Origin of the sequence: Clostridium chrysemydis (genome assembly GCF_015234215.1) — a bacterium.
GTDB lineage: Bacteria > Bacillota > Clostridia > Clostridiales > Clostridiaceae > Clostridium > Clostridium chrysemydis.
In genome coordinates, this window is the sequence record NZ_JADEKP010000001.1 from 776,202 (window position 1) to 795,968 (window position 19,767).

The following is a 19,767-nucleotide window of genomic DNA, read 5'->3' on the forward strand; positions in this document are numbered from 1 at the left end:
GGAGTGTTAGATTAAATGGATATGCAAAGGTATAGTAAGATTTTTGGAAAAAACGAAAGAGAAATGGTAATGCTTAAAGGGTTTCCTTGTAAGTGGGGAAGATGTGCTTTTTGCGATTACACAGAAGATAACTCTACAAAAGAAGAGGAAATGATTAAATTTAATCGTGAAATCTTAAAAAATATCACAGGAGAGTTAAAGGTTTTAGATGTAATAAATTCTGGAAGTATATTTGAAGTGCCAGAGGAAAACCTTAAAGAAATAAAAAAGATAATAGATGAAAAAGGTATAGAAAAAATATTTGTTGAATGTCATTGGATTTATAGGAATAGATTAGATGAAATTAGAGATCTATTTGAAATTCCTGTTATTTTTAGATGTGGAGTAGAGACGTTTGACAATGATTTTAGAAATAATGTTTTGAAAAAAGGTGCAGCTTTTAGATCTTTTGAAGAGGTAAATAAATATTTTGATTCAATTTGCCTTTTAGTTGGGATGGTTGGACAAACTAAAGATATGATTAAAAGAGATGTAGATATACTACTAAAACACTTTAAAAAAGGCTGCATTAATGTTTATGTTAATAATACAACAGATATAAAAAGAGATGACGCGCTATGTGATTGGTTTATTAAAGAATATAAATACTTAGAAAAAAATAAAGACATTGAAGTCTTAATTCATAATACAGATCTAGGTGTGGGGAGTGATCTAGATGAATAAGAGAGTTAATATTTTAGTTAAATTAGCACTAGTTGCAGCTTTATATGTAGTTTTAACTATAGCTATTGCCCCTATAAGTTATGGACCTATACAAGTTAGGTTTTCAGAAGTCTTAATTCTTTTAGCTTTTTATGATAAAAGATATGTATACAGTTTAACTATAGGATGCATTATAGCAAACCTTTTAAGCCCTTTAGGTATAGTAGATGTAGTAGTTGGAAGTCTTGGAACTTATATTTCTGCTGTAGCTATTAGTAAAACTAAAAGTTTATTGTTAGCTACCTTTTGGCCAACTATATTTTGCCTTCCTGTAGTTTTATTACTTCACTTAATAGTTGGACTACCATTTTTTATATATTTATTTGGGTTTATGGTAGGGGAGTTTATTTCAGTTACTTTAATTGGATATCCTCTAGCTAAAATTTTAAGTAATAAAGAGATTTTTATGAAGAAAATTGCGTTAAATTCGTAAAATTATATAAAAACTTATAATTAAGTTTATTATTTGTTGAAAAAGTTTAAATCACTGTGTTAGAATATAAAAAAAGACATTAAATTATGTAAATATTCGAATTTCTAAAGGAGAAAGTTATGAGAAAGAAATACAAAAACCCTAAAGAACTTGCAACTTGCCTAAAGGACTTAGTTGATTTATCACTAGATGGAATAATGACATTTGAAAAGGCACAAGGTAAAGTTCAAGCAATCGCAGAAGCTAATAAGGAAACTGTTTTTAACGAAGGAAAAGTATCTTATAAGATAGCTACTGTCCTTGGGGAAGAGAGAACAGAAGAATTAAATAGAATGTTAGAGATATAATCTATTTTTAGGTGGCAGTTTTGTCACCTTTTTTTAAATTTAATTGTCACCTTAAAAAATAATATAGTTGACAATTAAAAATATATAATATATTATAAAATAAAGTTTGATAATCAAAGTATTTAAAGGAGAAATAATATGAAATTAAAAACGAGAGATTTAATATTAATATCAATTTTTGCAGCTTTAACTGCAATTGGAGCATTTATAAGAATTCCAATTCCTATAGTTCCATTTACGCTTCAGTACTTTTTCTGTTCTTTAGGTGCGATTTTACTTGGAAGTAAAAGAGGTGCTTTAGCACAAATATTATATGTTTTTATAGGGCTAATTGGAATTCCTGTCTTTACACAAGGGGGAGGACCTTCTTATGTATTTCAACCTACATTTGGATATTTAATAGGATTTATATTTGGAGCATTTATAATCGGAAAGATTATTGAAAATGTTAAAAGTGTAAATCCTAAAACTATATTTTTAGCAGGCATTTTAGGACTTTTAGTTATATATATATTTGGTGTAAGTTATATGTATCTTATTTATAATATATATTTAGGACAAGCTATGTCACCTATTGCAGCTGTTAGTATAGGCGCTATTGCATGTATGCCTAGTGATTTAGTTTCAACTATAATTATTTCTTTAGTTGGTTCTAAAATATATAGTAGATTAAAGGTTTTAAATATAGCTTAGGAGAAATATATGAAATTTGTTTTTAAAATTAGAGATAAAGTTTTAAAAGGTGAAAAGATTAGTAAAGAAGAAGCTAAAAAACTTTACTTTGAAGATTTAGAGGATTTAAAGAATTCTGCAAATATAATACGAGATAAATTTTTAGGGAATTCTATAAATTTGTGTTCTATAGTTAATGGTAAAAGTGGTAAATGCAAAGAAAATTGTAGCTTTTGCGCTCAATCTATATTTTTTAAAACAGGTGCAAAAGAATATCAAATGCTACCTTTTAAAGAGGTATTAAAAGAATTTAAAAGTAACGAATCCCAAGGAGTAAATAGATTTTCTATAGTTACATCTGGAAGAGGGTTAAAAGGAGAAGAGTTTAATACTATCTTAGATTACTATAAAAAGTTAAAAAGTCTAGGAAATTTAGAACTTTGTGCATCTCATGGAATTATAGATAAAGAATCTTTAAAAATGTTAAAAAAGGTTGGAGTTAAAAGGTATCATCATAATTTAGAAACTTCAAAAGACTACTTTAAAAATATCTGCATAACACATTCTTTTGAGGAAAGATTAGAAACTATAAAATTAGCAAAAGAAGCAGGACTTGAAGTTTGCTCTGGAGGGATAATAGGACTTGGAGAAACGTATTTAGATAGGATAGATTTAGCATTTACCTTAAGGGATTTAGAAATAAAATCCATACCTATAAATATTCTTATGAAAATAAAAGGAACTCCACTTATAAGTATTAAAGACATAAGTGAAGAGGATATTTTAAGAACTATAGCTTTATTTAGATTTATAAATCCTAAGGCATCTATAAGACTCGCAGGTGGAAGAAATAGATTAAAAAACTATGGAGAAGAAGCCTTTAAAAGTGGCGCAAGTGCAACTATTACAGGAAATCTACTAACTACTTGTGGAAATAAAATTAAAGATGATATTAAGCTAATTGAAAAATTGGGATTAAGGGTAGAAAAATTATGAAAAGGTGCTAGTACAAAATACTAGCACCTTAATTACATCTATATAGACGTAACTTAACACTGAAATAAAATTATAATATATTTATTTTAGAATGTAAATAAAGTTAATCATTTAAATCTGGTTTGTACTTTTTAGGCAAGCTTTTTATTAAGAAATAAACAATTAAGCATGAACCAATTTTATCGATTAAATTATTAAAAACCTTTGGTAAAAATGATGATAAAAATAAGCTGTTACCTGTTTCCCTAAGCCAAAGGAATACGAAATCAAGTCCAGTTCCTGTTAATCCTCCGTAAACCCAAATTCCAATTGGAGTTCCTATAAGCGGACAAACTATACTTAAAATTAATCCTGTAATTAATGCACTTACAAAAGTAAATTTGAATTTCTTTGCTATAAATCCTACGATTAATCCAACAGCTATGCTTACAATCATAAAGGGTACATCTTTTGGATTTATTAAAATACCTGTTACTATGTTTGTTAAACCTCCAACCATAGCACCATATAAAGGACCATAATAAACTGCTATAAAGATTGTCCCAAGTACGTCTAAATAAAATGGTAGCTTTAAGGTACTAGTTATAGTTCCAAGAACTATATTTAAAGCTATAGCTATTGCAGAAAGTACGATTATTCTTGTTTTATTAGTTTTCATAAATAAACCTCCATATAATAATGTCATTTGAAATTATACCAGTAATGCTATAAAATTGGAAATAATAATTAAAATATGGAATAGGTGATTTTGTGAAAAGAGAAAAAGAATTAGTAATTGTAAGTCATTGTATATTAAACCAAAATAGTGTTGTGCTTCCTCTTGCAAGAAGTAGAGGGGCATTCCCTTTTGTTAAAGAAATAATAGATAGTGGGGTTGGGATAATACAACTTAAATGCCCAGAATTTAATTTTCTTGGCCTTTCTAGAGAGGGCATGACAAAAGAGGAATATGATACTAAAGAATATAGAGAAATATGTAAAAGTATAGCAAAAGATATTTTAGCTGAGGCTTTAACATATATAAAGCACGGATATAAAATTAAAGGAATTATAGGAATAAATGAAAGTCCAACTTGTAGCATTACAGGGAATAGAGGAATCCTTATGGAAGAGGTATTTAATTATTTTAGTGAAAATAACATAGAACTTAAATTTTTAGAAGTCTCTACATCTTATGAAGAGGAAAATGAGGATAAAGAAGTAATAGATAATTTAAATAAGATGCTCTCTTAGTTAATTTAAAAAAAGTTAACTTAAGATGAAGGGTAAATTATTTTTAGTTGGTGTATAATATATGTAAAGTGTTAACGTTTAGGAGGAATTTTTATGAAAAAAGTAGATGAAAGATTTTTAGAGTATGTAAAAATAGATACTAAATCTAACGAAGACAGTCAAACTGTTCCTAGTACTACAGGACAATTAGAACTTGGGAAAATATTAGTTAAGGAACTTTTAGAAATAGGAATGACAGAAGTTTCTATTGACGATAAGGGATATGTTTATGCAAGCCTTAAAGGAAATATAGAGAAGGATGTTCCAAAGATCGGGTTTATATCACATATGGATACAGCACCAGATATGAGCGGAAAAGATATTAAACCGCAAATCATTAAAAACTATGACGGAAATACTATAGTTTTAAATAAAGATTTAAATATCCAATTAAATCCTAAAGAATTCCCTGAATTAAAAGACTATATAGGAAAAACATTAATAACTACTGATGGGACAACTCTTTTAGGGGCTGATGATAAAGCGGGTGTTTCTGAAATAATTACAGCTATGGAATACTTAATAAACCACCCTGAAATAAAGCACGGTGATATTAAGGTTGGATTCACTCCAGATGAAGAAATAGGAAGAGGTGCTGACTTTTTCGATGTTAAAAAGTTTGGAGCAGACTTTGCTTACACTTTAGATGGTGGAACTATAGGAGAACTTGAATATGAAAACTTTAATGCAGCAGGTGCAAAAATAACTATAAAAGGAAGAAACGTTCATCCAGGTAGTGCTAAAAATAAAATGATTAATTCTATGATGGTTGCAAATGAATTTATTGATTTACTTCCAAAAGATGAAGTACCTGAAAAAACTGAAAAGTATGAAGGATTTAATCATTTAGTTGGAATAACTGGAACAGTTGAAGAAACTAAAATGGAATTTATAATTAGAGATTTCTTTAGTGACAAATTTGATGAAAAGAAAGAACAATTCATAAATGCTAAAAATGAATTAAATAGAATTTATGGAGAAGGAACAGTTATAGTTGAAATAACAGAACAATACAGAAATATGAAAGAAATGGTTGAACCTGTAATTCATATAGTTAAAACAGCAGAAAAAGCTATGGAAATGGCAGGGGTAAATGCTACTATTAAACCTATAAGAGGTGGTACTGATGGTGCAAGGCTTTCATTTATGGGCTTACCTACTCCAAATATTTTTACAGGTGGGGAAAACTTCCACGGTAGATACGAATATGTTGTAATAGAATCTATGGAAAAAGCTGTAGAAACAATACTTAATATAATAAAAATTTATGCAGATAAATAGTTTTATAGAGTAAGCGATAAGCTTACTCTTTTTTTATATACAAAATTAAAAATCATTTTAATTAAATATGTAGTATACTTGTTTATATAATAAATCTAGGAGAAAAATAAATGATATTTAATAAATACAATAAAGAGGAAAATTTATATATATTAAATTATCCTGAAAATGAAGAAGAACTTTGTGCTTTAGAGTGTAGAGTTTTATTTAATAAAGAAGCAAAGGGGAAATACCTATTTTCAAATTATAATTTCGATGCTTCAAATAGCCCTTTTATTAAAAGTGCTTTAAGAATTAAAGTATTTAAAAATTCTTTAGAAGAAGTTATAGAAGAAATAAAAGAAAAAAATATATCTTATGAAAATTTTAAAGTTATTTATCTAAGACTTGAAGACTGTGATATATCGTATAAAGAAAGACTAGATAGTGTTTATAAAGTAGGTACTGCTGTAAATGGCATAGCAAATATTAAAAACCCAAGTATTACTTTAGGACTTGTAAAGGTTCAAAACTATTGGATCTTTGGAGAATTTGATAAAAACAATTGCCTTTGGCATATTCACGATAAAAAGCCAAAGTCTTATTCAAATTCTTTAAGCTTTAGAGTAGCAAAATCACTTATTAATATTGGAATTGGAAGAGATAGGAGTTTAAAAGTTATTGACCCTTGCTGCGGAGTTGGAACTGTTATACTTGAAGGTCTTTTTATGGGGGTAGATATCGAAGGGGTTGAGATCAAACCTCAAATAGCAAGTGATTGCAAAAGAAATTTAGAATTTTTTAATTATAAAGATGTTATTACAAAAGGAAATATAAAAGATATTGAAAAAGTCTATGATGTTTCAATTATAGATATACCTTATGGAGTATTTACACCTACAACAAAAGAAGAACAAGAACTAATTATAAATAGTGCAAGAAAAATATCTAAAAAATTAATATTAATATCTTTTGAAAATATGGATGAGATGCTGCATCAGGCAGGGTTTAAAGTAGAGGATAGCGCATCTTTTTCTAAAGGGAACTTTATAAGATATATAAGTGTATGTATATAAAAAAAGTAGAACGAAATGTTCTACTTTTTTAGTCTTCTTCTATATATATAGATGAAGTAGGACAGTTTTCTTCAGCGTATCTTACTGCCTCTTCATATTGAGCTGGTATTTCACCTTCCATAGGAACAGATTTTTCTACATCTGGCGCAATTTCTACTATTTTAAAAACCTTTTTACATGCACTGTGACAAAACTCACAACCTATGCATGATTCGTGGTCAACTGTAACTCTCATTAATAAAACCTCCTATAAAAATCTTTAATTTAATTATGAGCGAAATAGTCGGAATTTTCAAGTGCAAAATAAAAAAAATGTAAAATTGGAAGAATTTTATCTATAAATTATATTACAATTTAATTCACTATTATATTTTTATAAAGCTATTTAATATTAATTAAAATACATAAAAAAGAAATTTTTAATGTATTTTCTGGTGATATAATTTATTACTATAAGGGGATTAAATTATATGGGGAGGGTAAAATATGATAGTTAAAAGTGTATTTGATTGCAATTTATATGGTACAGATGAAAAAAATATAGAAAACACAATAGATGAAAAGCTAATAAGTTATAAAGTGTTAGAGCTTAATAATACAGACAGAAGCATTTTAAAAAAAATATATGGACTTGGGCTTGAAGGAATAAGTATTATTATTGATAGTCCTGAGAGAATTAAGGGGATCTCTAAGGATATTGAGTTTGTAAATGATTTAATAGATTATAATTGTTTATTTATTTTAAATATAGATAGTTTAAAGGGTAAAAACGGGACTGAGGCAAAAAAAGTAGCTAAAAAACTAATAAAAAATAATATATATAATTTTGTTTATACAAATAATACTTCAAATAGAAATGTAAAAAGCATTATTGATAAATGTAGTGAACTTGAAGAGATATCAATAAATAGTGCAAATTCGCTTTATAATGGTGAGCAAGTTGACTTTCATGGTAGGAAAATTAAAAAAAGTTTCTTTGGATTATAGATATTTGTAAACACTTAAGCATATAAATAGCCTATAAATTATAAGTTAGGAGGCTGTTTTTTAAAAGTGTTAGATATTCACGATATATTAGAAGAAAAGATTTATTATGAAGGTGAGAACATAAATAAATATGAAGAGGTAATAACTTCATCTAGTTATAAAATAGTTGAAATAACATTATGGGATAGAAGTATATTTAAGAAGTTATATGATATTCAATTAAATGGGTTTATACCAATAATAAAATATCCTGAAAAAATTAAAGAAATCAAAAATAATCCTAATATTATTAATCATTTCATTGATTCTAATTGTTTATTTCTTCTTGATGTTAAAAGCATAAACGGAAGGCTTGGTGCAACAACTAAAAGAATTGCAAATGGATTTTTAAAGCATAACCTTTATAATTTTATAAGTTATGAAGAAGATGACTCTTCATATAAAAATATCTTTGAAAATTATAATAATTCTAAAGATATTTTTAAAGAAAGTTTTGAAAAACTTATAAAAAATGAGAATATAGATTTTTTAGGAGTTAAAACGAGTTATAAAAGATTATGGAGATTTTTATAAATTAAGCACCCTTTTTAGGGTGTTTTTTTATTAAGGTAAGTGTATAATAATTACAAAAATAAAAGGAGATAAATTTATGAAAAAGAACTTTAATATAGACAGTTTTTATTTAGATTTTCAGTATACTAAAGAAATAATAAAAAACGAAAATATAGATATAAAGGATTTAAAAGAAATTTTTGACGATTACATAGAAGTAAAAGAGACTTATCAAAATCAAGCAGATTTTATAGCAAATATTTTTAGATCAAGCGATAATGTTCATTCGGTGAAATCAAGAATTAAAGATGAAGATAGATTAATTGAAAAGATAATTAGAAAAACAAGAGATAGAAAAGAAAAGTATGGTGAAGATTTTAAATTCACAAAGGATAATTACAAAGAAGAAATAAATGATTTAATTGGAATTAGAGTTATACATATTTTCAAAGATCAATGGAAAGAAATTCATGATGAAATTATTAAAACGTGGAAAGTTATAGAGATAACTGCAAATGTCCGTGATGGAGATAACACAGAAGTCTTTAATGAACTTGGAATTGAAGTTAGAAGCAGGCAATCTGGCTATAGATCAGTTCATTATTTAGTAGAGTTTTATCCAACTAATAGAAAAGTCATAGCAGAAATACAAGTTAGAACAATATTTGAAGAAGGATATGGGGAGATTGATCATAGGCTTAGATATTCGCATAGAGAAATACCAGAGATATTAAAATCTAATTTATTACTTTTTAATAGGATAGTAGGAAGTGCAGATGAAATGGCATCACTTATTAATGATTTAAGTAAAGAATGGTCAGATAAAGAAATTGGTTATAAAAATCTTTTAAGAGAAAAGGATGAGGAGATAATGAATTTAAGAAAATTATTAAATAAATAAGTTTAGGGGGCTATAAAAATGAATGAGGTTATTAAGTTATTAAAAAATAGAATGTCACTTAGAAAATATAGTGATGAAAAAATTACTGAAGAAGAATTAGAGTTAATTTTAGAGAGCACATTAAGAGCACCAACTGCAGGAAATATGATGTTATATTCAATTATTGTAGTAAGAGATGAAAAAAAGAAAGAAGTTCTAAGTAAAACCTGCGATAATCAACCATTTATAAAACATGCAGATACTATATTGATATTTTTAGCAGATCTTAGAAGATGGTATGATTTTTATAAGTTTTCTAATGTAGAAGAGTTTTGCAGGGAAAAAGAAATAGAATATAAAACTCCAGATGAAGGAGATTTTTTACTTTCAACCCAAGATGCAATAATATCCGCTCAAACATTAGCTATAGTTTGTGAAAGCTTAAATATAGGTTCCTGTTATATAGGGGATATTATTGAAAACTATGAGACTCATAAAGAACTTTTTAATCTTCCAAAGTGGACTGCACCAGTTTGTATGCTTTGCATTGGAAAATATGAAAATGATAAAAGGATAATTAAACCGAGATTTAAAAAAGAATATATAGTTTTTAATGAAGAATATAAAAGATTAGATGATAAAGAGTTAAAAGATATGTTCAAAGATAAAAATATAAGTGAAAATAATATTTATGGTGCTAAAAATTTCGGACAGTTTAACTATGCTAGGAAAACGGGTGTAAATTTTTCCAAAGAAATGGGACGTTCTGTAAGAAGTATGATTAAAGAATGGAATAGTTGAAGATTAATTTAATAAATCTTTAAAAATAAATTAAATATACTATGTATAAATAGATATCTTTATTTAAAATACGTATAATGTTATGTATTAAAAAGAATTGGGGATGGAAAAAATGAAGATAGGTTTAGTTTTATCAGGTGGCGGAGGAAAAGGTGCATACGAACTTGGTGTTTGGAAAGCTTTAAAAGAATTAGAAGTAGATAAATATATAGACGTATTTTCTGGTACTTCTATTGGGGCATTTAACGCAATATTATTTGCACAAGATGATATGAGAGCTGCAGAAGAATTGTGGAAAGAAGTAACTATGGAAAAATTAGTTACTATGAGTAAACTTGATTTAATTAAAAAGGGAGTAGAACTTGCTATTGGCTCAAGATATTTAAATATAGCAAAAAAATATATGACTCAAAAGCTTGAAAGTGGAGGATATCCAAAAGACGGTGCTAAAAGTTTTATAGATAAATACTTAGACGTAAATAAAGTCAAAGAAAATAATAAGACATGCTATGTAGCTTGTACTAAATTACCAGACTTTACAGCGACTTATTTTAAAATCAATGACTACGAAGAAGAATTAGCAAAAAATATGATTTTAGCTTCTTCTACACTTCCTTTAATTTATGATAGTCATGAAGTTTTAGGAAGTAAATATATAGATGGTGGAGTAGTAGATAATACACCTATTCAACCGGTTTATGGAGAAGGTTGTGATTTAATAATAGTTGTCCTACTTTCAAAAGACTCTAGAGTTGATCGGGATTTGTATCCAAACACTAGAATAATAGAATTATCTCCTAAGAATCTTGATGAAAGTACTATAAAAGGTACTTTAAATTTAGATTCTGAATCTAAGAAGATGAGGATTGCAGAAGGTTATAATGATACAATGGCAGAATTAGAGCCTATAATGCTTATGGCTAAAGCAAAAGTTATTGAAGAAGAAAAGAGAAAACATCCTAAATTATTTAAAGTATATAATATTTTAAAAAAGCTATCGTGATTGGTAGCTTTCATTTTTTATTAAAATACTGAAATATTAATGTATTTGCTATATATATAAATAATTGATATTATTTAAGCTACAGATATAAAATTATTAAAGGAGACAAGTTATGGCAAAGGTTATAGTTGTTGGAGCAGGGCCAAGTGGTATAATGGCAGCTTTGACAAGTGCTAAAAATGGTAATGAAGTTATACTTCTTGAGAGAAATAATGAGATAGGTAAAAAACTTAAGCTTACTGGTGGGGGAAGATGTAATATTACAAATAACAGAAGTATAGATGAGTTTTTTGATAAAATAGTTACAAACAAAAAGTTTTTATATAGTGCATTATATACATTTTCAAATTATAGTCTTTTAGATTACTTTGACCAAAAAGGGTTAGAATATAAGGTTGAATATGAAAATGATGATAAAGTATATACTAAAAGTGATAAATCAGATGATGTTATAGAGTTGTTTTTAAATGACTTAAAAGATAGCTCTGTAAAAATATTATATAACACAAAAGTATCTGATTTAATAGTAGAAAATGGTGAAATCAAAGGTGTAATAGATGAAAACTCTAAAAAGATATATGGTGATAAAGTCATTATATCTACAGGGGGGAAGAGTCACCCAAATACCGGTTCAGACGGATTTATGTTCGATATATTAAAAAAATATGGTCACAGCATAAAACCTTTTTATCCAGCACTTATACCATTAGTTACTAAAGAGGATTTTGTAAAAGGTCTTCAAGGTGTTTCTATGAAAGATGTAGTAATAAGTACTAAGATAAAAAAGAAGAAGATAGAACAAATTGGTGATATGATATTTACGCATTTTGGAATTTCAGGACCAGCTGTTTTAAAAATTTCTTCTTATATTAATAAGGAACTAGAAAATGGTGATATTACTTTAAAATTAGACTTTTTAAAAAATACTTCAAAAGAAGAATTAACTAATATAATAAGAAGTAATCCAAATAAAACTATTTTAAATAATTTAAAAGGGATATTACCTCAAAATTTTACTAAAGCTTTAATAAGTTTAGTAGCCCTTGAAGAGACTAAAGCATCAGACCTTAAAAAAGAAGATGCATCTAAACTTATTAATTTAATAAAAGAGATGGAACTAACTATTTGTGATACTTTAACTATTAAAGCTGCAATGGTTACATCAGGTGGAGTTAATATTAAAGAAGTAGATGCGTCTACTATGGAATCTAAAATTATTAAAAATTTATATTTTTCAGGAGAGGTTTTAGATATAGATGCAGAAACTGGCGGATACAATCTTCAATTAGCATTTTCTACAGGATACCTAGCTGGAAGTGATTTTTAATAAAAAAAATATAGCTTTAAATATTATAAGGTATTATAATAAGAAAATGTGGCTTTTTAAGAAGAACGAAAATTTTAAGAAAAATGATTAATTTAAGTAGGTGATACTAATGATGTTAGAAAATAAATTTTTACCAGTTTCTAAAAAGGATATGGAAGAAAGAGGCTGGGAACAATGTGACTTTATAATAGTTACAGGTGATGCATACGTTGACCACCATAGCTTTGGTACAGCGGTAATTTCTAGAGTATTAGAAGATGCAGGTTACAAAGTTGGAATTATAGCACAACCTGACTGGCATAATGTAGAGGAATTTAAAAAACTTGGAAAACCTAGATTAGGATTCTTAGTAAACGGTGGTAACATGGATTCTATGGTAAACCACTATACAGTAAGTAAGAGAAGAAGAGAAAAAGACCTTTATACTCCAGGTGGAGAAATGGGAAAAAGACCAGATAGAGCGACTATAGTTTACTGTAATAAAATAAGAGAAGCATATAGAGACGTTGATATAGTAATAGGGGGAGTTGAAGCAAGTTTAAGAAGATTTGCCCACTACGATTATTGGGGAAATAACGTAAGAAACTCTATCCTTATAGATAGTGGTGCTGACCTTTTAGTTTATGGTATGAGTGAAAAACAAATAGTTGAAGTAGCTAATGCTTTAAATGATGGGTTTGATGCTAAATATGTAAGACACGTAAATGGAACTTGCTATACTATTGATTCTTTAGATGAAGTTTATGGAGATTATATAGTAATACCATCTTCAGAAGAGGTAAAAGAAGATAAGAGTGCGTACCTTAAAGCATTTAAAGTTCAATATCAAGAACAAGACCCTGTTCGTGGTAAACAAATAATTCAAAAACATGGAAAAAAATACGTTGTTATTAATAAACCAGAGATGCCTCTAAATAGGGAAGAATTAGATAGAGTTTACGGGTTGCCTTATACTAAAAATTACCACCCAATGTACGAAGAAAAAGGTGGAATTCCTGCTATAAACGAAGTTAAATTCTCTATAGTAAGTTCAAGAGGATGTTTTGGTAACTGTTCATTTTGCGCTATAACTTTCCACCAAGGAAGAGCAGTTCAAAGTAGAAGTGAAGAATCTATCTTAAAAGAAGCTAGAGAAATGACAGAAATGCCTGATTTTAAAGGATATATTCATGACGTTGGAGGGCCAACTGCAAACTTTAGAAAACCGGCGTGTAAAACTCAACTTACTATAGGGGCTTGTAAACATAAGCAATGTTTAACTCCAAAACCTTGTAAAAATATGATAGTTGATCACTCAGAATATTTACATCTTTTAAGAGAAATTAGAAAAATTCCTAAAGTTAAAAAGGCGTTTATAAGATCTGGACTTAGATATGATTATATTATGGCAGATAAAAACGATACATTCTTTAGAGAATTAGTTGAACATCACGTAAGTGGACAATTAAAAGTAGCACCAGAACACGTAGCTAAAAATGCACTAAAATATATGGGTAAACCAGCTGGTGATACTTATAATAAGTTTAGAGAAAAGTACTTTAAAATAAATAGACAACTAGGTAAAGAGCAATACTTAATTCCATACCTTATGTCAAGTCATCCAGGTAGTGGACTTAAAGAGGCTATAGAACTTGCTGAATATTTAAGAGATACTAAATATCAACCAGAACAAGTTCAAGACTTTTACCCAACTCCAGGAACATTATCTACAACAATGTTCTATACAGGTAAAGATCCTTTAACTATGGAAGATGTTTATATTCCAAGAACAAAAGAAGAAAAAGCAATGCAAAGAGCTCTACTTCAATACAAAAATCCTAAAAACTATAACATAGTTTATGATGCTTTAATTAAATCTGGAAGAGAAGATTTAATTGGTAACGGACCAAAGTGCTTAATTCAAACTCCTGAAACTAGATATTTAGCTAGCCTTAGAGGAAAATCACAAGGAAGCAAAAAGGGATATCAAGGTAAAAACAAAAAGCCAAAATCAGGTGCTACTGAAGAGAAGTCATCAAAAAAAGGATACGGAAAAACTAAAAAAAGTAGACATGGTGATGACAGAAACGGTAAAAACTCTAAAAATGAAGAAAATGTTAGAATGTACAAAGGTAAAAAGAGTAGAGGTAGCGTAAAAGAAAGAATGAAAGCCAAAGGAAAAGGCAAAAAAAGAAGATAGATTAAAGGGATAGTATCAAAAATACTATCCCTTTATTATTAATTCTAGTAATTTTATGGTAAAATAAAAATATTAAGGAGGGTTTTAGATGAAAAACAAAAAGAAAATACTAGGACTTATTATCACAATAGCTATTATTTCCTTTGTTTTTGTAGGCTGCTCGGCTAAAGGAAAAGCAAAAGATGTATTTGAAAGCTACAAAGATAAATGGATAGCAAACGACTACAAAGGTATGTATGAACTTTTAAGCGAGGAATCTAAAGGGAGAATCTCTGAAGAGGAATTTATAAAAAGATATACTAACATATTTAATGGTATTGATGCTAAAAATATGTCATTTGAAACTAGCGGTGATATAACAGAAAATAATGATGAATTTACTATACCTTTTAAAGGTAGTATGGATACGGTATCCGGAAAGTTAGATGTTAACGACTATAAACTAACTGTGGTAAAAGATAAGGATTCATACAAAATACGCTGGTATGAAAATTTAATTTTCCCACAAATGAAAGATGGAGATAAAATTAAAGTTAATAAATTAAGAGGAAATAGAGGGGGAATCTTAGATAGAGAAAATAATGCTCTAGCTAAAGATGGTAAACTTTACACAGTAGGGTTACATCCTGCAAAATTAAACCCTAAAACTATTGATTCTGATATGAAACAGTTAGCTAGTATCTTAGTTATTAGTGAAGATACTATAACTAAAAAATTAGAAGCAAATAAAGAACCAGACTATTTTGTACCTATAGTTGATATTTTGGTTAAAGATCCTAAAGTGGACAAGATTATAGATATGAAAAATCCTGGAATAATGTTAAATGAAAAGGTTGGAAGAACTTATATAAACGATGAAGCTTTCGGAAGACTTATAGGTTATGTTGGACCTATAACAAAAGAAGAATTAGATAAAAATAAGGACAAAGGTTATACAGAAACAAGTATAATAGGTAAAGCTGGGATAGAGCAAGTATATGAAGATACTTTAAAAGCAAAAGACGGTTATGAAATCTTAATAGCAAGCGGTGATTCAAATAAAACCTTATTAAAAACAGATGCAGTTCAAGGAAAGAATGTAAAGCTTACTATAGATAGTAATGTTCAAAAGAACTCATATAAGGAGTTAAAAGGTGATAAGGGGGCAGCTACTGCTGTAAATCCTAAAACTGGAGAAGTTTTAGCTTTAGTTAGTGCACCATCATATAACTCTAATATGTTTACAACATATACTACAAAGTCTCAAAAAGAAGAACTTGAAAAAACTAATTACGCAATGCAAGAAAATAGATTTAATAAACTATATTCACCAGGTTCTACAATGAAACTAATTACAGGTGCTATAGGACTTAATAACGGAGTAATAACACCTAGCGAAAAGATGGATATTAAAGGGTTAAACTGGCAAAAAGATTCATCTTGGGGTGGATATAGCGTAACTAGAGTTAAAGACCCTGGAAAGCCTGTAGACCTTCTAGATGCGATTAAATACTCTGATAATATCTATATGGCAAAAGTTGCTATAGGAGTTGGAGCGGATAAATACATTGAAGGAGCTAAAAACTTTGGAATAGGTGAAAACTTAGATTTTGGGTATCCTATAGAAGAGTCAAAAATATCAAATTCAGGTAAAATTGATAATGATATATTACTTGGTGATACAGGATATGGACAAGGTCAAGTAATGGTAACTCCTTTAAATATAGCACTAGCTTATAGCTCACTTGGAAATAATGGTTCTATAATGCATCCAAGATTAATTATGGATGATAAAAAGCCAGAAGTTTGGAAAACTGATGCTATTAAAAAAGAATATGTTAAGCCTCTAACAGAAGCCTTTGAAGCTGTTGTTGATTCACCAGATGGAACTGGACATGCAGCTAAAATCGCTGGTCATAAAATAGCAGGTAAAACAGGAACAGCAGAAATTAAGAAAACTCAAGACGATAAAAATGGAACTGAAAATGGATGGTTTGTTGCAGTTAATACAGACGATTCAAAAATTGCAATTTCAATGATGGTTGAGGATGTAAAAAATAAAGGTGGCTCACACTACGTAGTTCCTAAAGTTAAAAATGTAATGGAAGCTTATTTAAAATAAAATTTTATAATTAAGTTTAAATTAATGAAAAAACCTTACAGTTAATGATAAAATATTACTGTAAGGTTTTTATTTTAGTGAGGTGATAATTATGAGATGGAAGAAAAAATCAAAAGAGGAACTTAAAAAAACTTTAACAAAAGAGCAATATGAAGTGACTCAAGAAAATGCAACAGAAAGACCTTTTATAAACGAATATAATGAAAATTATAAAAAAGGAATTTATGTTGATATAACAACTTTAGAACCACTATTTTCTTCAAGCGATAAATTTAATTCAGGTTGCGGTTGGCCAGCCTTTTCTAAGCCTTTAGATAGAGTTTTAATAAATGAAAAGAGAGATTCAAGTTTTGGTATGGAAAGAATTGAAGTAAGATCAAAAAATTCAGATTCTCACTTAGGTCATGTATTTAATGATGGACCTACAGAAAAAGGAGGACTTAGATACTGCATAAATTCAGCATCTCTTAAATTTATTCCCTATGAAGATATGGATAAAGAAGGTTATGAAGATTTTAAAAAGTACGTAAGATAGGAGTAGATACTATGTCAGAATATATTAATGCAAAAGAAGTAGCAAAGGAACTAGGAGTTTATTTAAAGGTTGTAACGTCAACTAAATCATTTGAAAATTATAATGCTTTTTATAATATTTATGGTGAAGAAGATGAGTACTGTAGAAGAATTGTAGTTTTAACTCCATATAAAGATTTAGAAGAAGTAAATGATGAGGACCCAAGCGTTAAGGTAGAGCCTCACATATATGAAGGTAACCTTTGGATTAAAGATTATTCATTAACTACTAATCCTAAGACTATAGATTTAGAGGATGTAAAGGTTGATAAAAAGTTAGTTTTAGAATTTAAAAAGGGTTTAAGATAATTGATAAAAGATATTATGTATGATATAATAATTATTATTAGTTATTAAGGAGAAAATTATGAATAACAGAATTGAATTAATCTTTCAAGATAATGAATATACTTTAAAAATAAATGGTAATGAAATAAAAAAAGAAAATAATATAGATGATGCAATAAACGGATTTAGAAATACTATAAAAAATCAAGATATACTAAACTCTAAATCATTCGAAGATATAATAGAAGACCTTAAGGACATAAGTGATTCAAAATTAATTATAAATAATGATTATTTTACTTTAGAATATGGTAATATGAAATATTTTTATAGAACAGATAAAACTTTCTACTTAAAAGATGGAAATATGATTCCTTTAGTTGGAAGGTTTGATTTATTTAATTTTATAGTTCATTTAATTAAAGAAGATAAAATTAAAGATGAAGTAGAAATGCTAGAGTTTTGTTTAGATATTTTAAAAAGTAAAGGAAACTACAGAGTTATTGATGAAAAGATAGTAGTAACTAGTGTTGGATTTAATTATGGATCTTGTCTATATGATTTTGCTTCTTTAAAGGTAAATAAAGGAGCTACAATCGAAAAAATGACATTTAATCAGTATAAAGATTATGTTTTAAGGGTTTTAAAAGGATAAAAAAAGGCAAACAGATTTATTAAAAGAAATTTGTTTGCCTTTTTTTTATTAAATTGTATTAAGTGAATTTTCTAAAAATGATGTGGCTTCTGTAACGCTAACATTTTTTGCTGCACTGATCTCAGCAATTAAAATCTTTTTTGTATTATGTAGCATTTGCTTTTCGCTAGAATTTAGGTTGTGACCTTCTTTAGTTTTGTGTAAAGAAGAAACAACTTCTAAATAATCAGAAAAAGAACCAGATTTGATTTTTGTAGAATTTATATCAAATCTCTCTTTGCTGTTTTTACTAGAAATAATATCAACTGTGTCGTTTAAAAAATTAAGGTTTGTAAGTTTTTGATTTAATTCTTGTTCTGAAGTAATGCTTCTTAAATTAACTATTTCAGATCTTGAAGTAGGTAACATTACTTTAAGATTATTAGTTAAAGTAATATAATAATAATCTTGTTTATTTCCAAGAAAATCTTTTTGTTCTATGTTTTCTATAGTGCCAACTCCCTGACTAGGGTAGACAACTTTATCACCAATATTGAACAAAGTAAACGCCTCCTTATTAAGTTCTTTTTTTATTATAACACATATCTATTAAAAATACAAAAGTTTTATTTTATCACAGGATTTTAACAGTGTCAATATTATTTTTTAAGCCAATCCCAAAATTTTATTGTTCCTCTGAAATTGATTACTAAATCACCATCTTCTATCTTCATATCTTTTATGTCTATGTTGTCTAAACCTTCTAAAGATAGTATTATATCTCCTGAATTTTTATCAAAACTTATTAATGAATTATTTTCTAAATTGTTAAATATTGTATCTTTGGAAATGCTTATAAATCCTAACTTTCCGCTTTGGTAATGTAATATACCTTTTCCGTCTACTGCCTTTGCTGAAAAAACTAATTTAAGTTGAAATGGAATATTATAGTAGTTTATATTAGCGTATACGTTTATTAAATTATTATCTAAAGATACTTTTATGCCACTTAAAGAATTTTTTAAATCATTCATCTCATTTATAGCTTCTATAAACAAGTCAGTAAGTTCATTTGAGTTAAATTTTGTATTAGATTCTGCTGTTAACTCTTCTAGGTTTAAGTTTATATCCTTAGGTAAAAATTTCTGTGATAATTTAATAGGGTCAATTGTTACAGTTTTATCAATAGAGTCTACAGGTTCCTTTGGTTTAAAAGAAAAATTATAAACTCCAAGTATTATTAAAGCTAATATAACTATAGTAATACCTATAAGTATTTTTTTCGTTTTCATTTTTTTCCTCCTTAATTACTCGTATTAATATATTTTATATTAAAAATTAAAATAAGACTATAACTTATTAAAAAAGTAATGTTGACTTTAATAAATTTTTAATATATAATCACTTAGAAAAAACGAATATTTTTAATATACGGTTCTAAAATCTTATTTTAGATTAAAAGGGAAAGTGGTTTGAATCCACTACAGCCCCCGCTACTGTAATAGCAGACAAGTCTTATAATATGCCACTGAAGTTTTACTTTGGGAAGGTGTAAGAGGAGAATGAAGCTTAAGTCAGGAGACCTGCCTATATTAATTTTCATAAGTTTCGGTGGGAAGCTAAA

23 protein-coding genes and 1 riboswitch are annotated in these 19,767 nt (G+C 27.7%); of the genes, 19 read left to right on the plus strand and 4 right to left on the minus strand.

All coding sequences use genetic code 11. The annotated features are described in order from the left end of the window. Positions 1-21 precede the first annotated feature (21 nt). The 5 genes from INR60_RS03795 (at position 22) to bioB (ending at position 3,210) form a co-directional block, all read left to right on the plus strand. Complete coding sequence (locus INR60_RS03795; protein ID WP_194190965.1) at positions 22-723, plus strand: radical SAM protein; 702 nt, start codon at positions 22-24, stop codon at positions 721-723. Beyond that, positions 716-1,195, plus strand: a complete 480-nt coding sequence (locus tag INR60_RS03800; protein WP_194190143.1) for a QueT transporter family protein — start codon at positions 716-718, stop codon at positions 1,193-1,195. Before INR60_RS03795 ends, INR60_RS03800 begins: the two co-directional genes overlap by 8 nt. A 119-nt stretch (positions 1,196-1,314) precedes the next feature. Beyond that, positions 1,315-1,542 (plus strand): TIGR04540 family protein, encoded by a 228-nt coding sequence (locus INR60_RS03805; protein ID WP_194190144.1) that lies wholly within the window; start codon positions 1,315-1,317, stop codon positions 1,540-1,542. 138 nt (positions 1,543-1,680) lie between these two features. Further along, the gene (locus INR60_RS03810; protein WP_194190145.1) at positions 1,681-2,235 is read left to right on the plus strand and encodes a biotin transporter BioY; all 555 of its coding nucleotides are present in this window, start codon (positions 1,681-1,683) and stop codon (positions 2,233-2,235) included. Between the two features lie 9 nt (positions 2,236-2,244). Continuing rightward, positions 2,245-3,210, plus strand: coding sequence for a biotin synthase BioB (gene bioB, locus INR60_RS03815; RefSeq protein WP_194190146.1), 966 nt, complete (start codon positions 2,245-2,247; stop codon positions 3,208-3,210). A gap of 103 nt (positions 3,211-3,313) precedes the next feature. On the opposite strand, the gene INR60_RS03820 is transcribed toward bioB, so the two are convergent. After that, on the minus strand, positions 3,314-3,868 hold the full coding sequence (locus INR60_RS03820; RefSeq protein ID WP_194190147.1) for a CD3073 family putative ECF transporter S component: 555 nt from the start codon (positions 3,866-3,868) through the stop codon (positions 3,314-3,316). A gap of 92 nt (positions 3,869-3,960) precedes the next feature. Here INR60_RS03820 and INR60_RS03825 point away from each other — a divergent pair, with 92 nt between their 5' ends. From INR60_RS03825 to INR60_RS03835, 3 genes are all read left to right on the plus strand, one after another. Then, positions 3,961-4,443, plus strand: coding sequence for a CD3072 family TudS-related putative desulfidase (locus tag INR60_RS03825; RefSeq protein WP_194190148.1), 483 nt, complete (start codon positions 3,961-3,963; stop codon positions 4,441-4,443). Positions 4,444-4,536: 93 nt separating this feature from the next. After that, complete coding sequence (gene pepT / locus INR60_RS03830; RefSeq protein WP_194190149.1) at positions 4,537-5,763, plus strand: peptidase T; 1,227 nt, start codon at positions 4,537-4,539, stop codon at positions 5,761-5,763. A 110-nt stretch (positions 5,764-5,873) separates the two neighbouring features. Then, entirely contained in the window at positions 5,874-6,818 is a 945-nt protein-coding gene (locus INR60_RS03835; protein ID WP_194190150.1) for a TRM11 family SAM-dependent methyltransferase, read from the plus strand. Between the two features lie 28 nt (positions 6,819-6,846). Here the strand turns inward: INR60_RS03835 and INR60_RS03840 are convergent, their stop codons facing one another. Beyond that, positions 6,847-7,053 carry a ferredoxin gene (locus INR60_RS03840; protein ID WP_194190151.1) on the minus strand — a complete coding sequence of 69 codons (207 nt, stop codon included), beginning with the start codon at positions 7,051-7,053 and terminating at the stop codon, positions 6,847-6,849. A gap of 251 nt (positions 7,054-7,304) precedes the next feature. On the opposite strand from INR60_RS03840, the gene INR60_RS03845 reads away from it, so the two are divergent. The 11 genes from INR60_RS03845 to INR60_RS03895 all read left to right on the plus strand — a co-directional run bounded on the left by INR60_RS03845 (position 7,305) and on the right by INR60_RS03895 (position 18,164). Then, on the plus strand, positions 7,305-7,805 hold the full coding sequence (locus tag INR60_RS03845; protein ID WP_194190152.1) for a CpsB/CapC family capsule biosynthesis tyrosine phosphatase: 501 nt from the start codon (positions 7,305-7,307) through the stop codon (positions 7,803-7,805). Positions 7,806-7,871: 66 nt separating this feature from the next. Continuing rightward, complete coding sequence (locus INR60_RS03850) at positions 7,872-8,378, plus strand: CpsB/CapC family capsule biosynthesis tyrosine phosphatase (RefSeq protein ID WP_194190153.1); 507 nt, start codon at positions 7,872-7,874, stop codon at positions 8,376-8,378. A 76-nt stretch (positions 8,379-8,454) separates the two neighbouring features. Further along, entirely contained in the window at positions 8,455-9,258 is an 804-nt protein-coding gene (locus tag INR60_RS03855; protein WP_194190154.1) for a RelA/SpoT domain-containing protein, read from the plus strand. 18 nt (positions 9,259-9,276) lie between these two features. Next, a complete protein-coding gene (locus INR60_RS03860) occupies positions 9,277-10,038 on the plus strand; it encodes a nitroreductase family protein (protein ID WP_194190155.1) in 762 nt (253 codons plus the stop codon). A gap of 112 nt (positions 10,039-10,150) precedes the next feature. Further along, the gene (locus tag INR60_RS03865) at positions 10,151-11,041 is read left to right on the plus strand and encodes a patatin-like phospholipase family protein (RefSeq protein ID WP_194190156.1); all 891 of its coding nucleotides are present in this window, start codon (positions 10,151-10,153) and stop codon (positions 11,039-11,041) included. 112 nt (positions 11,042-11,153) lie between these two features. Continuing rightward, entirely contained in the window at positions 11,154-12,368 is a 1,215-nt protein-coding gene (locus tag INR60_RS03870) for a BaiN/RdsA family NAD(P)/FAD-dependent oxidoreductase (protein ID WP_194190157.1), read from the plus strand. 112 nt (positions 12,369-12,480) lie between these two features. Next, positions 12,481-14,547: a YgiQ family radical SAM protein gene (locus tag INR60_RS03875; protein WP_194190158.1), complete on the plus strand. Its 2,067-nt coding sequence runs from the start codon at positions 12,481-12,483 to the stop codon at positions 14,545-14,547. Between the two features lie 88 nt (positions 14,548-14,635). Next, on the plus strand, positions 14,636-16,648 hold the full coding sequence (locus INR60_RS03880) for a penicillin-binding transpeptidase domain-containing protein (RefSeq protein ID WP_194190159.1): 2,013 nt from the start codon (positions 14,636-14,638) through the stop codon (positions 16,646-16,648). A 91-nt stretch (positions 16,649-16,739) separates the two neighbouring features. Continuing rightward, complete coding sequence (msrB, locus tag INR60_RS03885) at positions 16,740-17,183, plus strand: peptide-methionine (R)-S-oxide reductase MsrB (protein ID WP_194190160.1); 444 nt, start codon at positions 16,740-16,742, stop codon at positions 17,181-17,183. A gap of 11 nt (positions 17,184-17,194) precedes the next feature. Then, positions 17,195-17,530 carry a hypothetical protein gene (locus INR60_RS03890; protein WP_194190161.1) on the plus strand — a complete coding sequence of 112 codons (336 nt, stop codon included), beginning with the start codon at positions 17,195-17,197 and terminating at the stop codon, positions 17,528-17,530. 58 nt (positions 17,531-17,588) lie between these two features. Then, the gene (locus tag INR60_RS03895; protein WP_194190162.1) at positions 17,589-18,164 is read left to right on the plus strand and encodes a hypothetical protein; all 576 of its coding nucleotides are present in this window, start codon (positions 17,589-17,591) and stop codon (positions 18,162-18,164) included. 48 nt (positions 18,165-18,212) lie between these two features. On the opposite strand, the gene INR60_RS03900 is transcribed toward INR60_RS03895, so the two are convergent. Beyond that, complete coding sequence (locus INR60_RS03900; RefSeq protein ID WP_194190163.1) at positions 18,213-18,704, minus strand: CarD family transcriptional regulator; 492 nt, start codon at positions 18,702-18,704, stop codon at positions 18,213-18,215. A 98-nt stretch (positions 18,705-18,802) separates the two neighbouring features. Then, complete coding sequence (locus INR60_RS03905) at positions 18,803-19,435, minus strand: hypothetical protein (protein WP_194190164.1); 633 nt, start codon at positions 19,433-19,435, stop codon at positions 18,803-18,805. Positions 19,436-19,557: 122 nt separating this feature from the next. Beyond that, a riboswitch (cobalamin riboswitch) is annotated at positions 19,558-19,748 on the plus strand. The last annotated feature ends 19 nt before the right edge of the window (positions 19,749-19,767 follow it).

What these genes read in the sequence shown, in the direction of transcription:
- INR60_RS03835 (WP_194190150.1), top strand. Translation starts at nt 5,874, where the DNA reads ATGATATTTAATAAATACAATAAAGAGGAAAATTTATATATATTAAAT.
- INR60_RS03905 (WP_194190164.1), bottom strand. Translation starts at nt 19,435, where the DNA reads ATGAAAACGAAAAAAATACTTATAGGTATTACTATAGTTATATTAGCT.
- INR60_RS03840 (WP_194190151.1), bottom strand. Translation starts at nt 7,053, where the DNA reads ATGAGAGTTACAGTTGACCACGAATCATGCATAGGTTGTGAGTTTTGT.
- INR60_RS03820 (WP_194190147.1), bottom strand. Translation starts at nt 3,868, where the DNA reads ATGAAAACTAATAAAACAAGAATAATCGTACTTTCTGCAATAGCTATA.
- INR60_RS03890 (WP_194190161.1), top strand. Translation starts at nt 17,195, where the DNA reads ATGTCAGAATATATTAATGCAAAAGAAGTAGCAAAGGAACTAGGAGTT.
- INR60_RS03875 (WP_194190158.1), top strand. Translation starts at nt 12,481, where the DNA reads ATGTTAGAAAATAAATTTTTACCAGTTTCTAAAAAGGATATGGAAGAA.
- pepT (WP_194190149.1), top strand. Translation starts at nt 4,537, where the DNA reads ATGAAAAAAGTAGATGAAAGATTTTTAGAGTATGTAAAAATAGATACT.
- msrB (WP_194190160.1), top strand. Translation starts at nt 16,740, where the DNA reads ATGAGATGGAAGAAAAAATCAAAAGAGGAACTTAAAAAAACTTTAACA.
- bioB (WP_194190146.1), top strand. Translation starts at nt 2,245, where the DNA reads ATGAAATTTGTTTTTAAAATTAGAGATAAAGTTTTAAAAGGTGAAAAG.
- INR60_RS03855 (WP_194190154.1), top strand. Translation starts at nt 8,455, where the DNA reads ATGAAAAAGAACTTTAATATAGACAGTTTTTATTTAGATTTTCAGTAT.
- INR60_RS03810 (WP_194190145.1), top strand. Translation starts at nt 1,681, where the DNA reads ATGAAATTAAAAACGAGAGATTTAATATTAATATCAATTTTTGCAGCT.
- INR60_RS03795 (WP_194190965.1), top strand. Translation starts at nt 22, where the DNA reads ATGCAAAGGTATAGTAAGATTTTTGGAAAAAACGAAAGAGAAATGGTA.
- INR60_RS03860 (WP_194190155.1), top strand. Translation starts at nt 9,277, where the DNA reads ATGAATGAGGTTATTAAGTTATTAAAAAATAGAATGTCACTTAGAAAA.
- INR60_RS03870 (WP_194190157.1), top strand. Translation starts at nt 11,154, where the DNA reads ATGGCAAAGGTTATAGTTGTTGGAGCAGGGCCAAGTGGTATAATGGCA.
- INR60_RS03805 (WP_194190144.1), top strand. Translation starts at nt 1,315, where the DNA reads ATGAGAAAGAAATACAAAAACCCTAAAGAACTTGCAACTTGCCTAAAG.
- INR60_RS03880 (WP_194190159.1), top strand. Translation starts at nt 14,636, where the DNA reads ATGAAAAACAAAAAGAAAATACTAGGACTTATTATCACAATAGCTATT.
- INR60_RS03865 (WP_194190156.1), top strand. Translation starts at nt 10,151, where the DNA reads ATGAAGATAGGTTTAGTTTTATCAGGTGGCGGAGGAAAAGGTGCATAC.
- INR60_RS03845 (WP_194190152.1), top strand. Translation starts at nt 7,305, where the DNA reads ATGATAGTTAAAAGTGTATTTGATTGCAATTTATATGGTACAGATGAA.
- INR60_RS03895 (WP_194190162.1), top strand. Translation starts at nt 17,589, where the DNA reads ATGAATAACAGAATTGAATTAATCTTTCAAGATAATGAATATACTTTA.
- INR60_RS03800 (WP_194190143.1), top strand. Translation starts at nt 716, where the DNA reads ATGAATAAGAGAGTTAATATTTTAGTTAAATTAGCACTAGTTGCAGCT.